The following is a 14,379-nucleotide window of genomic DNA, read 5'->3' on the forward strand; positions in this document are numbered from 1 at the left end:
AAGCACTATTTACTTTGTCGCGGCGTACACTCCCCCCGCGCGCCACGAGGGACAATCCATCCTAGCGGACCTGTGTCCGTTTTCCAGGGCTGCCCGCGTTGACCCGCGCGCGATGGCCGGCCGAGCGCCTCGACAGACGGTGCGCGTCGTGTGACCGTTGAGCTGCCATGACGACGCCGATGCCGACCCCTCCGCCCGCCGAGAACATCGTCTCTCTCATCGGCCGCACCCCGATGATCCAGGTCACTCAGCTCGACACCGGCCCGTGCGAGCTCTTTCTCAAGATGGAGAGCCAGAACCCCGGCGGCAGCATCAAGGATCGCATCGGCCTGTCGATGATCGAGGCGGCCGAGCGCGACGGCCAGCTCGGGGGCGAGCGGCGGCACGTTGTCGAGGCGACGGCGGGCAACACGGGCCTCGGCCTCGCGCTCGTCGCGGCGCGGAAGGGCTACCGGCTGACGCTCGTCATCCCCGACAAGATGAGCCAGGAGAAGATCTTTCACCTGAAGGCGCTCGGCGCGCACGTCGTGATGACGCGCTCCGACGTCGAGAAGGGCCACCCGAGCTACTACCAGGACCTCGCGGCCCGCATCGCGCGCGAAGAGGGCGCGTTCTACGTGAACCAGTTCGAGAACCCCGCGAACGCGCTCGCGCACGAGACCGGCACCGGCCCGGAGATCGACGCGCAGCTCGACCGCAGGATCGACGCGATGGTGTGCGGCGTCGGCTCCGGAGGCACCCTGACCGGGCTCTCGCGCTACTTCGCGGCGGCGCAGCCGCGCTGCGACATGGTGCTCGCCGACCCGGAGGGCTCGGTGCTGGCGGGCTACGTCAAGACGGGCAAGCTCGGCAAGGCGGGCTCGTGGCTCGTCGAGGGCATCGGCGAGGACTTCCTCCCCCCGATCCTGGACCTCTCCCGGGTCAAGCTCGCGTACACGATCTCCGACCGCGAGAGCCTTGAGACGGCGCGGCTGCTCCTCTCCAGGACGGGCATCCTCGCCGGCTCGTCCTCCGGGACGCTCCTCGCGGCGGCGCTGCGCTACTGCCGCGAGCAGTCGTCGCCCAAGCGCGTCTGCACGCTCGTGTGCGACAGCGGCAACAAGTACCTGTCGAAGATGTACAACGACTTCTGGATGGCCGATCAGGGCTTCACCGATCGCGAGCCGACAGGGGACCTGCGCGACGTGATCACGCGCCGCCACGCCGACAGGGCGGTGGTCACGGTGCAGCGGGCGGACGCGCTCCTCGTCGCCTATGCGAGGATGAAGCTCTACGATGTGTCGCAGCTCCCCGTCCTGGAGGACGGCAAGATCGTCGGCCTTGTGGACGAGTCGGATCTCCTCCTCGCGGCCGTCGACGACGTGACGCGCTTCCGCCAGCCCGTGGAGACGGCGATGACGACGCGGCTCAAGACGGTCGACGTGCAGACGCCGATCCGGGATCTCCTCCCGATGTTCGACGCGGGGCTCGTGCCGATCGTGACCGACGGCGACGAGTTCGTCGGGCTCGTCACCCGCATCGATCTGCTCAACTACCTGCGACGCCGGGTGAAGCTGCACGAGGTCTGAGCCGGCCTGACGCGACGGCCCGGCCGTGCGCCTTGTGGCGGGAGCGGGCCTGTGGTGACATGTGCGCCATGCAGAAGGCGCATGGAACCGGCGTTGTCAGTTTCCTTCAAGCGGGGGTCAGGGGGGCCGCGGCGTACGCGCTGTGCCCGGCGGCGCTCGCCCTGTCGGCGTGCGCGCCTGCCGCGGGGTCGCCGCCCGCCGCGGCGCCGTCGTCCGCGGCGCAGGCGGAGGGGGCGGCGCCGCCGTCCGCGGCGCAGGCCGTGCCCGCGCTCCTCGACATCGCCACGGCGCGGGTTGTCGACCTGACGCACCCGATCACGCCGGAGATGCCGCTGTATCCCGGCAACAAGCCCTATGCGTCGGAGACGCTCAGCACCGTCGAGAAGGACGCGTATTTCTCGAGCCGGTTCTCGATGGACGAGCACGCCGGGACGCACGTGGACGCGCCGGCGCACTTCAAGGCCGGGGCGCCGACCGTCGAGCAGATCGCGCCGGAGCAGCTCGTGGGGTCGGCGGCGGTCGTGGACGTGACGGCGAAGGTCGCGGCCAGCCCCGACCATCAGGTCACCGTGGACGATCTCCGGGGCTGGGAGGCGCGGCACGGGGCGCTCGGCGCGAGGCACATCGTGCTGATCCGGACGGGGTGGGGGGCCCGCTGGTCCGATCCGGCGAAGTACCTGAACCAGGACGCGCAGGGCGTGATGCACTTTCCCGGGGTCTCCGTGGAGGCGAGCCGCTATCTGCGCGAGCGCGGCGTGCGCTGCGTCGGCATCGACACGCTGTCGACCGATCCGGGGCCGAGCCAGTCGTTCGACCAGCACAAGGCGTTCCTCGGCGCCGGCGGCTACCACATCGAGAACCTGGCCAACCTGGAGCAGCTCCCCGAGGCCGGGGCGGTCGTGGTGGTCGCGCCGCTCCCGCTCACGCGCGGCAGCGGCGCGCCCGCCCGGGTGCTGGCGCTTGTGCCAGCCTCCGGCGTCCCGGGGAAGTAGGCGCGAGGCCGAGCGCCGGCGGTCACCCGCTTCGGATACGGGCCCACCTCGACGTTTTCGGTGCTCGGCGTACTGGAGTACGCCTCCGCGCCGAAAACGCCGATCTGGGCCCGTCTCCTGTGCGGGTGACCGCCGCTCTGCGCGGCATGTACCAGAGGGGGTGACCGGCGCTCTAAGGGAGGAAGACGGTGATCACGCGCGTGGTCGACTCCGGGATGCCGGTGAGGTTGTTGACGCAGCTCGGGTAGTACATGCCGCGCAGGTTGAGCTGCTGGCAGTAGCTGTGGCACGTCCCGCGGATGCTGATCATCCCGCATGGTATGGCGGCTCCGCTGCCGTCGAGGTGACCGGCGGCGCACTCTCGGGCGAGCGACCGCGCGTGGTCACGGTTGGCCTCGTTGAAGCAGGCGTTCAGATACGGGGAGGGGGCGAAGAGGTTGCCCCAGAAGGCGCCTTCCATTCGCGTGTAGGTCGAGAGCTCGGGTGAGTCGGTCTTGTCGATGGCCGAGTGGCTGCCCCGCGACGAGATCGTCACGGAGGCGCCGTACCAGTTCGTCCGCGACGCGAGGCACGCGGAGAGCCACTGCTGGTCGTTATGGCCGAGCGGCTTGTCGCTCCAGCTGGGCACGAGGCCGATGAGCCCCCAGTACTCCTCGTTACGAACCATGCCCGAGCCGTCGGTCCACGAGAAGCTGAACGACTGCGCGGGAGTGAACGCACAGCCGACCACATAGCTGAGGAGCTGGCGCGAGAGATCGCCCGCCTCCCCCGGGGCCTGGATCGCGCTCAGGGCGGCTGGGCTGAGGGCGCCGGGGTTGAGGGCGTTGGGATTGAGCGCGTTGGGGTTGAGGGCGTTGGGATTGAGGGCGTTGGGATTGAGGGCGTTGGGATTGAGCGCGTTGAGGTACTCAAGCGCATTAGGGGCAATTCCTACGAACCCCTCCTGTTCTTCCTGGTCCGTGACGCAGGACACAAGAAACACGAGCGCCAGCGCTGCGAAGTCAGCGGTGCTGATTCGGTACATGGTCGTCCCCCCTGTTCGTTCCTTCGCGGTCCCGTCGAAGGTCGAATTGGTTGTACCGAAGAATGGCCATCGATGTCCAGTGTTCGATAGAGCATCCGTGTGGAATCATTGAATCGTTGATTGCGAGTCTGCTCTGTCCAGAGCGTGGAGAGCGAGCGTGAGGCTGTGTGTCGCGTCGCGCGCCGCCGCTCGTCGCGCTTCGCCTCGAATCGAGCGAAGCGAGCGAAGCGTGATTGATGATCGAAATCTCACATCCCATGAAGGGACAACAGGACGAGGGCGAGCTGGCTGTGTGTCGTTGCCATGCGCTGTGCGACGGCATGCGCGCGCACGGAGCGGGGGAGCGACGGCGTGGGGCACAACGCTTACGAGCGCGCGCCGAAGCGGTCTTCAGCCGGCGTTATCGGGAAGGCACGTACGCGGGGGCGGGTGGGCGGTCGTCGAGGGGATCGGGCCTTCGCCCGGCTCAACCGGGGCCGACCTCGCCTCCGCCGCCGTGCGGGCCCTGCGCCGGCGGCGCGCCGGTCGGGTGAGGCTGCGGGCCCTGCGCCGGCGGCGCGCCGGTCGGAGGAGGATAAGGATGCATGGGGCCCGCCTGGAAGGACGGACGGAAGGTCGCCGCGGCGCGCCGCTGCTGCCGCCGGACGAGGGCGCGGAGGGCGTAGAACAGCGCCCCGCCGAGCGCCGCGAGGAGCAGCAAGGTGGGACCGGCCGCCGCCAGCAAGACCACGGCGCTCACGACGACAGTGCCCGCGTTCTCGACTCCCTCCCTGGCCGCGCGGGCGATCCTGCCGCCGGCGCCCACGGTCGGCTCCTCGCGGCGCGTCGTGATCGAGATCTTCACGGTCGCATAGGCGATCTGCCCCTCCAGCAACCGCTCCTGCGCCTCGATCTGCTCGATCGTCTCGCGCACGCTCCCGAGCTGCTTCTCGACGGCGACAACGTCCGCGAGGCTCCCGGTCCTGTCCGACAGGAGGTCGAGCAACCGCTTCTCCTGGGCGCGGGCGTTGCGCAGCCGCGCGCCGATGTCCGCGCGCTGCTCGGTCACGTCCTCGGCCTTCTCCGCGTCGGCGACCACCTCGCCGGCCGAGGCCACCACGGCGCGGAAGGCGCCGACCTTCGCCGAGGGGACCCGCGCCTCGAGCGACGCGCTGCGGTGGGGGCCGCCGTGCACCCTGGCCTCGCTCACGTAGCCGCCGTGCTCCTCGACCGCGGTCCGGAGCCGCTGTATCGCCGGGTCGAAGGCGTCGACGAGGATCGTTGTATCGACGGTGATCCGCATCGCGCGCTGGGCGAGCGGAGGCACCCCGGGCGCAGGCGCCTGCGCTTGCAGGTCGAGCGCCGCCGCCTGAAGGGGCGCAGGCGCGGACTCCCCCGGCGCCGAGCTCGAACGATCCGATCTGGCGCACGCGCCGGTCAGGGTCAGAGCCGAGAGCAACGCGACGGACAGGCTCGTTCGCAGGCGCATGCGGCCAGCATAGCGGTCGAGGGCAAGCGCGGCGAATGACGCGCACGAATCGGTCGCCGGGACGCGCGCCGAGCGGCCGCGGGCCCACCCCGAGCGGCCGCGGGCGCGAGAGGGGGCCCGGCGCGCTCATTGCGAGGCGGCCGCGGACCCATGTCGACAAGCAGAGCGGATGTCCGGGGATACGACGTGATCATCATCGGCGGAGGACCGGCCGGCCTCAGCGCGGCGCTCATCCTGGGGCGGTGCCGGAGGCGGGTCCTCGTGTGCGACTCGGGGCGGTACCGCAACCACGCCGCGCACGCGATGCACGGCTTCCTGTCGCGCGACGGGATCGCACCGTCCGAGCTCAGACGGATAGGGCGCGAGCAGCTTCAGCCCTACGGCGTCGAGATCCGGGAGGCGGCCGTCGCCGACGTCCGCCGCGAGGCGACGCGGTTCGAGGTGACGCTGGAAGGAGGCGAGCGCCTGCTCTGCCGCAAGCTGCTGCTCGCCACAGGGCTCGTCGACCGGCTGCCGGACGTTCCGGGCCTGCCCGCCATGTACGGCAAGAGCGTGCACCACTGCCCCTACTGCGACGGCTGGGAGGCGCGCGACAAGGCGATAGGCGTCTACGGACAGGGATGTACGGGGGTCTCGCTGGCCCTCAACATGAAGACGTGGAGCGATGACGTGATCCTGTTCACGGACGGTCCAGCGTCGCTGTCCAGGTCCGACGCGGGCCGGCTCGCGCGGCACGGGATCGGCGTGCGCGAGGAGCGGATCGCGCGGCTCGAGGGCAGGGACGGCATGCTCGAGCGCGTTGTGCTCGAGGACGGCAGCGCCGTGGAGCGCCGCTCGCTCTTCCTGAAGACGAAGCAGGAGCAGGGGGCGGATCTGGCCAGGAAGCTCCGCTGCAAGATCACGGAGGAACACGGCGTGGAGACGGCGGACAAGCACGAGGAGACGACCTGCGAAGGGGTCTTCGTGGCCGGAGATGCGTCGAAGGACGTGCTGCTCGCCATCATGGCCGCCGCCGAGGGCGCCGACGCGGCGTTCGGGGTCAATTGCGCCCTGCAGGAGGAGGATCTCGCGTAGCGAAGCCTGCAGTCGCAGCGCGTGTGGCGTTTTGCCTCGGGGTGTGATCCGTGGGTCGCCACGCGAGCGGCCGCCGGTACGCCGGCGATCTCCGGGCGATCAGCTCCCCCGGCCTGCAGCCCTCAATCGCCGCGGCCGCCCGGTCCGCGGCCGCGGCCGGGGTGCCCGGGCCCGTGCGGCGGCGGGCCGGGGCGCCTCCGCCGATCCGCCTCGAATTCCTCGTAGCGGGTGAGCTGCTCGGGCGTGAGCACGCTCTTCACGCGGGCATCGGTCCTGTCGCGGAGGGCGTCGAGCGCGGGGCGGCACTCGGAAAGAAGCCGGTCCCGCTCGACCTCGGCCTCGGCCAGGGTGGACCGGAGCTCGCGCACCTGGCGATCCGTGAGGTCGAGGTGGCGGCGCATCGCCCGGAGGCGGAACTGGGCGCGCGCCTCGGCCGGAGGACCCCGGAAGGTGGCCTCGAGGTCGCGCAGGGCCATGCCGCGGCCGAGCGCCGCGCCGGCGACGCCGCCGAAGAGGAACACGGCGGCGAGCACGGCCAGGGGCTTCCAGCGCGCGGGGGAGGGCGGGGGCGCGGGGTGCGGGGGCGCGGGGTGCGGGGGCGCGGGGTGCGGGGGCGCGGGGGGTACGGTCATTCGATCGCCTCGATGGTCTCCACGGAGGCCATGATCGCGCTGTCGACGTCGCGCTGCGTCCGCAGGAAGAAGAGGACGCTCGCGGCCGCCGCGAAGGCGGTGACCACGATGGCCGCGCGACCGGAGCGGACGATGCCGTCGGCCATCGCGGGGCGCGCGGGTGGGCGAGCGGCCGCCGCGGCGCGGAGGACGGCCTCGGTGAAGGCCGCGTCCGGCGCGAGGTCGTCGGTCGCGCGGGCGACGCGGGCCAGCGGGTCGTCGGCCGCCGCGGCGGCGCGCAGGACGGCCTCCGTGAAGCGGTCGTCGGCGTCGAGGCGGGCGGTCGCGGCCGCGAGGCGCGCGAGGTCCCGATCGAGCTCGGTCCGTTCGTCGTCGCGGTCAGGCATGCGGCGCCTCCTTCTCGGTCTGTCGCGCGCGGAGCGCCGCGCGGGCGCGCACCAAACGTTGCTCGACGGCGCCCTCGGAGCAACCGAGCGCGGCCGCGGCCTCCTTCGCGGGCAGCCCCTCGACGGCGACGAGGACGAGCGCGGCGCGCTCCTGGGGCGGCAGCGCGGCGAGCAGGGCGTCGAGCTCGCGCAGCGCGACGCGCGCCTCGGCGGACACGAGGCCGTCGAAGCGCGGCTCGGCCGGCGCCTCGCGCGGGGTGTCGCGGCGGCGCCGGAGGGCGTCGAGGCAGGCGTTCGTCACGATGCGGTACAGCCAGGTCTCCACCTTCGATCTCCCGTCGTAGCGCCCTTCGCGCAGGGCGCGGTAGGCATCGACGAACGCCTCCTGCAGGGCGTCCTCGGCCTCGGCGAGGTCGCCCACGATGCGCGCGGCGAGGCGGTACATCGGCGCGCGCGTGTGCTCGACGATCTGCCGGAAGGCCGCGTCATCGCCTCCGGCGACGCGCGCTGCGACGAGCCTGAGGTCGACGATCACGTTCCCCCGCGATTCTGCGCCCATGGCTCCGCGCGCGCCACCGGGACCGGCGCTCAGCGGCGCTCGGGGCCGCGCTCGCCGCCGCGGTCACCGCGGAAAGGGCCGCGCTCGCCGCGCTCGCCGCGGAAGTGGCCGCGCTCGCCGCGCTCGGGCCTGCCCGCGGCCGGGCCCTTCTCGAGGCGGTCGGCGAGCTCCTTGCGCTGCGCCTCGTCGAGGACCGGGACGATCGCGGCCAGCGCCTCGACGCTGCGGTCGAGGTGCGCCCGCGGGCCCATCTTCGCGTCCGCGGCCGGCAGGAACGCGCTCGCGTCGAAGCGATCGGCGGCGAACGTCTCGAGCCGTGCGCGCATCTCGGCGCGCTTCGCCGCGTGATCCCCGACCCGCGCGCTCCGGTCGGCGTCGCTCGGACGCATGCCCTCGAGGGCCTTGTCGATCTGCGCGCGCTGCTCGTCGCGCAGGTCGAGGCCTCGGAGGAGGTGGCCCAGCGGACCGCCCTTCATGCCGTGGCCGCCCTTCATGCCGTGGCCGCCCTTCATGCCGTGGCCGCCCTTCATGCCGTGGCCGCCCTTCATGCCGTGGCCGCCCATCCCGCCGCGTTCGCCGTCCGGGCCGCGGTGGTGCCGGCCGTCGGGCCCGCCGCGCCGGCCGCGCGCGCCCTTCTCTCCGCGCTCGTCCATCCTCGCGGCGATCGCGTCGACGAGCTGTCGGCGCTGCTCCTTCGTGAGCGTGGCGTGCAGGGTGCTCAGCGCCCCGGCGACGCGCGCCCGGCGCTCCTCGGCCGCGCGGCCCGCGTCGGGCAGCTTCGCCTCGATCGCCGCCCGATCGATCTTGCCCGCGCGCACGCCCTCGGCGAGCGCCGCGAAGACGGCCCCGTCCTTCGGGCGCGCCTTCGCGCCGTCGTGCAGGCCCTCGAAGGCGCCCTTGATCGTCGCCTTCTGCGCGTCCGAGAGATCGACCTCGTGGAGCGCTGCGCGCAGGAGGTGCTCCGGGCCGCCGTGGTGGCCGCCGAAGCCCTTCCGGTGGCCGCCGTCCTCCCCGTGGCGGCCGCCCTTCGACGGCCCCTGGGCGAGCGCCGCCTCGGCGGCCTCATCGCTCGGGGACGTGTCGCCCTGGCCCGTCTCCGCGGTGCAACCGGCCGCACCGACGAGCGCGCCGACGAGCGGCAAGATCCCACCAAGCCTCCACCAACGAGACTGCATCATGGACTCTTCTCCTGGGTCGCCCGCGTCGTGCCGAGCGGGTCGTTCATCCCTGGGACGCCGCCGGGCAGGGGCTCCCTACGAAGGTCCGCTTCTTTTTCCTGGAGGCGGGCCCGGCAGCTGGCGAGGCGCTCGTCGCCGCGGGCCCGCGCGGCCCGGCCTCACCGCACGCTGGTGATCAAATAGGTGCGCATCCCCTGCGGCGTGGAGACCTCGGCCTCGTCGCCCTCCGACAGGCCCAGCAGGGACGCGCCGAGCGGGCTCGTCGTGGCGAGGGTCTGCACCTCGATCCCCTCGAACTGCATGCGCTCGCCGCCGGCGGCCGGCAGCAGGAAGTAAAGAGCGCGCCGTTTCCCGCTCTCCAGCTCCACCAGCGCCGAGCTCTCGATGCCGGCGCCCGGGCCGAAATCGCGCGCCGCGAGGGCGCCGAGCTTCGCGAGCGCCTGCTCGAGCTGGAGCACGCGCTCGCTGTGGCCCCGCGCGACGTACGACGCCTCGGTGGCGCGCATGTCCTTGTCGCCCTCGGCGCGGTTCTCCTCGTGCGTGACGGCGCTGGCGGCGTCGCGCGCCCGCCCGGTCGAGCGCTCGAGCTCGCGAGTGAGCTGGTCCTTGATGGCCGCGAGCAACGCGCGCTTGTCGATGGCCGGAGGCATGAAGCACCCTACCAGACCGGGTCGCGGCGGTCACTCCGCCGTCAGCCAGGAGCGCTGCTCTCGACAAGGGATCGACTTCCCGGAGCGGCTCGGGCGGCTCGACGGCCGAGGCGTCGCGCTCGTCGGCGGGGCGCAGCGGGTGTCGAGGCCGGGGCACAGGGGGCGATGGCCGGTGTGGGTGAGCTTAGGGCGGCGCCTCGACCCCTCGAACGCCTTGATTCGGCCCGCCGCGGCGCCCCCTCAGACCCGGCGCAGCCGCTCCGCCGCGCGCTCCAGCGTCTCGTCCCGCTTGGCGAAGCAGAACCGCAGGACGGGTCCGGGCTCCACGCCGGAGAGGAACGGGGAGATCGGGATCGAGGCGACGCCGTGCTCGCGGATGAGGCGCAGCGCGAAGTCGGCGTCTCGCTCGGTCGTGATGGCGGAGTAGTCGAGCAGCTGAAAATACGTGCCCTCGCACGGCAGCGGGCGGAACCGCGAACCCTCGATGAGCCTCAGGAACCGATCCCGCTTCGCCTGGTAGAAGGGCGCGAGATCGGCGGCGAGCGGGTCGCGCATCACGACCTCGGCGTACGTGTGCTGGATGGCCGCGTTCACCGCGAACGTCACGAACTGGTGCGCCCGCTGGATCTCGGCCGAGAGCGGCTGCGGCGCCGCGCAATAGCCCACCTTCCAGCCGGTCGTGTGGTACGTCTTGCCGAAGGAGCTGATGACGACGGAGCGGTCGGAGAGCTCCGGGTACCGCGCGAGGCTCTCGTGCCGGCGCCCGTCGAAGAGGATGTGCTCGTACACCTCGTCGCCGACGACGATGACATCCCGCCCGTCGAGGACCCGCGCGAGCTCGCGCATGTCGTCGGCCGACAGCGCCGTTCCGGTCGGGTTGTGCGGCGAGTTGATGAGCAGGAGCCGCGTGCGCGGCGTGAGCGCGCGCCGCACCTCGTCCCAGTCGACGCGGTACTCCGGGAAGCGGAGCGTGACGAACACGGGCGTTCCGCCGTTCAGCTGCACGGCCGGCGCGTACGAGTCATAACAGGGCTGGAACAGGATGACCTCGTCCCCGGGCCGGACGAACGCGGTGATCGTGCTGAAGATGCCCTCGGTCGCGCCCGAGGTGATCGTGATCTCGGTCGCCGGATCGTAGCGGCGGCCATAGAGCCGCTCGATCTTCAGGGCCAGCGCCTCGAGCAGGGCCGGCACCCCCTGCATCGGGGCGTACTGGTTGTGGCCGGCGCGCATGTGGCGCGCGACAGCGTCGCAGAGCTCCGGCGCGCAGTCGAAATCTGGAAAGCCCTGCGACAGGTTGATGGCGCCGTGCTCGTTCGCGAGGCGCGTCATCACCGTGAAGATGCTGACGCCGGTCGACGGCAGCTTCGATGGGAACGCAGGCGTGGTCATGGAAGGCTCTATATCATCGCTTCTGCTCGGCCGCGCTCCCCGGCAGCGCCCCGCGGAGCGCGAGCGCCGCGACCGCCGCCGCCGAAGCCAGGCCGACCGACACGAGCAGGAGCCAGGGCGCCGCGCCGACCCTCCCGGAGCTCTCGTCGAAGAGCCGGCCGATGATCAGGTTGCCCGCCCCGGCGGAGAGCCCCGCCGCGAGATAGAAGATGCCGTAATGAACGCCCAGGCGGCGCTCTCCGGCGAGCAGCGGAATCATGTTCATCGTGAACGGATACGCGAGCATCATCCCGAAGGTGAGGATCGCCGTGCCCGCCAGCGCGGCCGCGGTCACGCCGGCGGCGTCCTCGACGCCGGCGAGGGACACGGCGGCGAGCGGAGCGAAGCCTGCCCCCATGACGGCGAGCCCGAGCGCGATCGATGCCGCGGGCGAGAGGCGCGCCTCGCTGAACGCCGCCACCCGGATCTGCAGCGCGATGACGAGCACGCTCGAGACCATGAACGCGGCGCTGACGCCCGTCTGGCTCGGGCTCACGCGCGCGAGCGCGAGCGGCAGCGCGAGGTACAGCTGATTGAACAGCACCGCATAGCCGCCCAGCGCGAACGAGAAGAGGAGAAACGGGCGGTTCGCCGCCGCCTCCTTCCAGTCCTGCCGCGCCGTGCGCGACGAGGCCGCCTCGCTGCCGCGCCGCTCCGGCAGCGCGAGGCGGAGCAGCGCCGCCCAGACGAGGAACAGCGCCGCGGACGCGAGCGCCAGCGGCCGGAACCCGGAGGAGAGCAGCGCGACCCCGAGGAGCGGCCCGAGGAGCGCGCCGACCTGCGAGAGCACCCCCGAGAGCGCGAACGCCATCGGTCGCTCCTCGCTGCCCACCGTGGCCAGGTACGCCTTGAGCGCCGGGGTGAACAGCGCCGCGGCGAGCCCGGTCAACACCGAGGCGGCGAGGAGCGTCGCCGGGTGGGACGCGAAGCCGAAGAGGGCAAACCCGGCGCTGCGGACGAGGCAACCCGTGACGATGATGGAGCGGTACTCACGACGATCCGCGAGCGCGCCGCCGATCAGGAAGAGGCCCTGCTGGCTGAGGTTGCGCAGCCCGAGGATGAGCCCGACCAGCGAGCCCTGGATGGCCAGGCCGCGGAGGTGGCCAGCCAGGTACGGCATGAGCATGTAGAAGCCGAGATTGAAGCCGAGATCGGTGAGCAGGAGGACCTTCACATCCCTGTCGACCGAGCGCAGCTTGGCGAGCGTCCCCGCGCTCGACGGGCGGCCGGGCGTCGGCGGCGGCATCGATCACTCCATCCGTACCGCGAGCTTCTGGTACGCCCACTCCGCCTTGCGACGCGCGCCGCGGCCGCTCCGATTCACGGCGATGACATGGCCGATGAAATCGTTGTTGTCCTCCGGCTCCCGCACCGTCTTGCCGACCACGTCGTCCACGACCAGGCGATGGATGTCGGGGTCGGCGTCGACCTCCGCGACCCCGTCGAGCTCGACGATGCGTCCCCCGCGCGGAGGGAGGAGGAAGTGGAGCGCCGCGCTCCTGATCCCTGTGGGCGCCGGCGTGGCGCTGGGCGCCCGGTCGAGCGACAGGTCGATGAGCACCTCGAACAGGTCGACGCCGGTCACGAGCTGGATGAGATCGAAGAGGAAGCTGCCGTCCATGCGGGCGTTGATCTCGACGAGCCTCGGTCCGTCCGGCGACAGCTTCACCTCGGTGTGCGCGAGCCCGTGGCCGTAGCCGACGGCGGTGAGCGCCTCGCAGACGAAGCCTTCGAGTCGGCGCGCGGTCTCGTCGGGGAGATCGGCGGGGTGCATGAGCGCCGACTCGATGAAGCGCGGATAGCCGACCAGGCTCTTGTCGGTCACGCCGAGCGCGGTGGTCCTGCCACGGAAGCTCACGGTCTCGACGCTGAACTCCTCGCCCCGAATGAATTCCTCGATCAGCGCCACGCCCGGACGCCGCTGCCCTCGGATGTTGACCGGCGGCCCGCTCACGGCCGAGAACGCCGCGCGGAGCCCGTCCGCGTCGCGGACGGCGACGACCTGCTCGCTGGCGCACAGGTCCACGGCCTTGATGACCACGGGGAAGCCGACCGAGCGCGCGAAATCGACGGCCGTGTCGACGTCATCGGTGGCGAGGAAGCGCGGCCCCGGCAGGCCGGCGCGCCGGCAGGCCTCGCGCATCAGGTGCTTCTCCCGCGCCACGCGCAGCGCCGCGGGCGGCGTGCCGGGGAGGCCGAGCTCGGCGGCGACCCTCGCCGCGGTCTCGAGATAGTAGTCGCACGTGGTGAGGACACCATCGTACCGCCGCTCGGCGTGGAGCGGTCGGAGCACGTCGAGGAGGCGCACGACGTCGTTCGTCTCGGCGACGATCACCTCGTCGGCCAAACCGAGCATCGGGTGCTCGTCCCCGACGCCCGCTCCCGTCCCGCGCGCGAGCAATCCAGCGCCGCGCGCCCAGCCGGTGTAGTGCTCTGGCTTGCGGCTCACGAACGTGAACCTGTGCCCGAGCTCCTTCAGCCTGCGCGGCAGCACGAGGCCGACCGAGCGCACCCAGCTCTCTACGATAAGCAAATTGGCCACGATGGTTCCTCCTTCAACGGCGCGCCGCCCGAGGAGGCGCGACCCCGATCATTCTCCCGGCCTCTCCGCGATGATCACCGAGTTGATCACCTCGTCGTGCGGGTGGATCTCCACGAGCGGCACGAACGGAGCCATGCCATGGATGTCGACCTCGGGATAAAGCAACGCGCGGAGGCGCCGTGAGCTACGGACCAGGAGCAGCGCTCCCGGGCGCATCGACGCGCAGAGATGGCGCAGCAGGCGCCCCTTCTCGCGCTCGTTCATGCCGACCAGCGCCGCGAGGAACACGCAGTCGAACTCCGAGAGATCCGCGCACGACATGGCGTCCGCGCGGATGAACGAGAGCCTGTCCGAGAGCCCGAGCCGCCGCGCGAGCGTCCGGGCCGAATCGCAGGCTTCCTCGTCGATATCGATGTTCGTCACCGTGAGGCCGTGACGCTCGGCGAGCAGCATCGAGGTGAACGGCAGCGGCCCGGAGCCGATGAACAGCACGCTCCCCGGCAGCGCGTCGCGCACGCCCCGCAGGGCCGAGAGCTCAAGCCTCGTCAGCTTCTCGTAGTTCGGCACGTAAGGAAACCGCTGGAGCTCGGCGGCCGGATCGGCGGCGGCGCCGATGCGCCGCGCCCAGTGGCGCTCCAGCTCGTACTCGCCGCGCGCGCAGACGCGCCACAGGGCCTCCCGGATCGCGTCCACGATCGGGTCCTCGAGGACGCTGTCGGCGTCGCGCCGCGAGCCGGACCTGGAGATGCTCACGAGCTCGCTGAACAGGTGATTCACCCGCTGGCTCGGCTCGAGCGAGCCCATCGTCGCGAGCTCCTGGTAGATGCGGTGAATGCGTGCCGACAGCGGTGATTCGATGGCAGTGCTCATGGTAC

Annotated in this window: 14 protein-coding genes; 3 read left to right on the top strand and 11 right to left on the bottom strand. The window is 72.0% G+C overall.

The window, feature by feature from the left end; all coding sequences use genetic code 11:
• Positions 1-167: 167 nt before the first annotated feature.
• Positions 168-1,568: a pyridoxal-phosphate dependent enzyme gene (locus WMF28_RS42585; protein ID WP_437599477.1), complete on the top strand. Its 1,401-nt coding sequence runs from the start codon at positions 168-170 to the stop codon at positions 1,566-1,568.
• 68 nt (positions 1,569-1,636) lie between these two features.
• A complete protein-coding gene (locus tag WMF28_RS42590; RefSeq protein ID WP_437599478.1) occupies positions 1,637-2,560 on the top strand; it encodes a cyclase family protein in 924 nt (307 codons plus the stop codon).
• 172 nt (positions 2,561-2,732) lie between these two features.
• Here the strand turns inward: WMF28_RS42590 and WMF28_RS42595 are convergent, their stop codons facing one another.
• Together WMF28_RS42595 and WMF28_RS42600 are read right to left on the bottom strand one after the other, a co-directional pair.
• Positions 2,733-3,584, bottom strand: a complete 852-nt coding sequence (locus tag WMF28_RS42595; protein WP_437599479.1) for a hypothetical protein — start codon at positions 3,582-3,584, stop codon at positions 2,733-2,735.
• A 466-nt stretch (positions 3,585-4,050) separates the two neighbouring features.
• Positions 4,051-5,052 (bottom strand): DUF4349 domain-containing protein, encoded by a 1,002-nt coding sequence (locus WMF28_RS42600; protein WP_437599480.1) that lies wholly within the window; start codon positions 5,050-5,052, stop codon positions 4,051-4,053.
• 150 nt (positions 5,053-5,202) lie between these two features.
• On the opposite strand from WMF28_RS42600, the gene WMF28_RS42605 reads away from it, so the two are divergent.
• Positions 5,203-6,126, top strand: a complete 924-nt coding sequence (locus WMF28_RS42605; RefSeq protein WP_437599481.1) for an NAD(P)/FAD-dependent oxidoreductase — start codon at positions 5,203-5,205, stop codon at positions 6,124-6,126.
• A gap of 122 nt (positions 6,127-6,248) precedes the next feature.
• Here the strand turns inward: WMF28_RS42605 and WMF28_RS42610 are convergent, their stop codons facing one another.
• The 9 genes from WMF28_RS42610 to WMF28_RS42650 all read right to left on the bottom strand — a co-directional run bounded on the left by WMF28_RS42610 (position 6,249) and on the right by WMF28_RS42650 (position 14,374).
• A complete protein-coding gene (locus WMF28_RS42610; RefSeq protein ID WP_437599482.1) occupies positions 6,249-6,758 on the bottom strand; it encodes a hypothetical protein in 510 nt (169 codons plus the stop codon).
• Positions 6,755-7,144, bottom strand: a complete 390-nt coding sequence (locus WMF28_RS42615) for a hypothetical protein (protein ID WP_437599483.1) — start codon at positions 7,142-7,144, stop codon at positions 6,755-6,757. The genes WMF28_RS42610 and WMF28_RS42615 overlap by 4 nt, the downstream gene beginning before the upstream one ends.
• On the bottom strand, positions 7,137-7,703 hold the full coding sequence (locus tag WMF28_RS42620; protein WP_437599484.1) for an RNA polymerase sigma factor: 567 nt from the start codon (positions 7,701-7,703) through the stop codon (positions 7,137-7,139). The genes WMF28_RS42615 and WMF28_RS42620 overlap by 8 nt, the downstream gene beginning before the upstream one ends.
• Before the next feature lie 29 nt (positions 7,704-7,732).
• Positions 7,733-8,881, bottom strand: a complete 1,149-nt coding sequence (locus WMF28_RS42625; protein WP_437599485.1) for a Spy/CpxP family protein refolding chaperone — start codon at positions 8,879-8,881, stop codon at positions 7,733-7,735.
• A gap of 158 nt (positions 8,882-9,039) precedes the next feature.
• Positions 9,040-9,531 carry a GreA/GreB family elongation factor gene (locus WMF28_RS42630; RefSeq protein ID WP_437599486.1) on the bottom strand — a complete coding sequence of 164 codons (492 nt, stop codon included), beginning with the start codon at positions 9,529-9,531 and terminating at the stop codon, positions 9,040-9,042.
• Between the two features lie 240 nt (positions 9,532-9,771).
• Positions 9,772-10,923, bottom strand: coding sequence for a methionine aminotransferase (locus WMF28_RS42635; protein WP_437599487.1), 1,152 nt, complete (start codon positions 10,921-10,923; stop codon positions 9,772-9,774).
• A gap of 13 nt (positions 10,924-10,936) precedes the next feature.
• Entirely contained in the window at positions 10,937-12,208 is a 1,272-nt protein-coding gene (locus tag WMF28_RS42640) for an MFS transporter (RefSeq protein ID WP_437599488.1), read from the bottom strand.
• 3 nt (positions 12,209-12,211) lie between these two features.
• A complete protein-coding gene (locus WMF28_RS42645) occupies positions 12,212-13,504 on the bottom strand; it encodes an ATP-grasp domain-containing protein (protein WP_437599489.1) in 1,293 nt (430 codons plus the stop codon).
• Positions 13,505-13,552: 48 nt separating this feature from the next.
• Positions 13,553-14,374 (bottom strand): nicotianamine synthase family protein, encoded by an 822-nt coding sequence (locus tag WMF28_RS42650; protein ID WP_437599490.1) that lies wholly within the window; start codon positions 14,372-14,374, stop codon positions 13,553-13,555.
• Positions 14,375-14,379 lie beyond the last annotated feature (5 nt).

Origin of the sequence: Sorangium sp. So ce590 (genome assembly GCF_051521365.1) — a bacterium.
GTDB lineage: Bacteria > Myxococcota_A > Polyangia > Polyangiales > Polyangiaceae > Sorangium.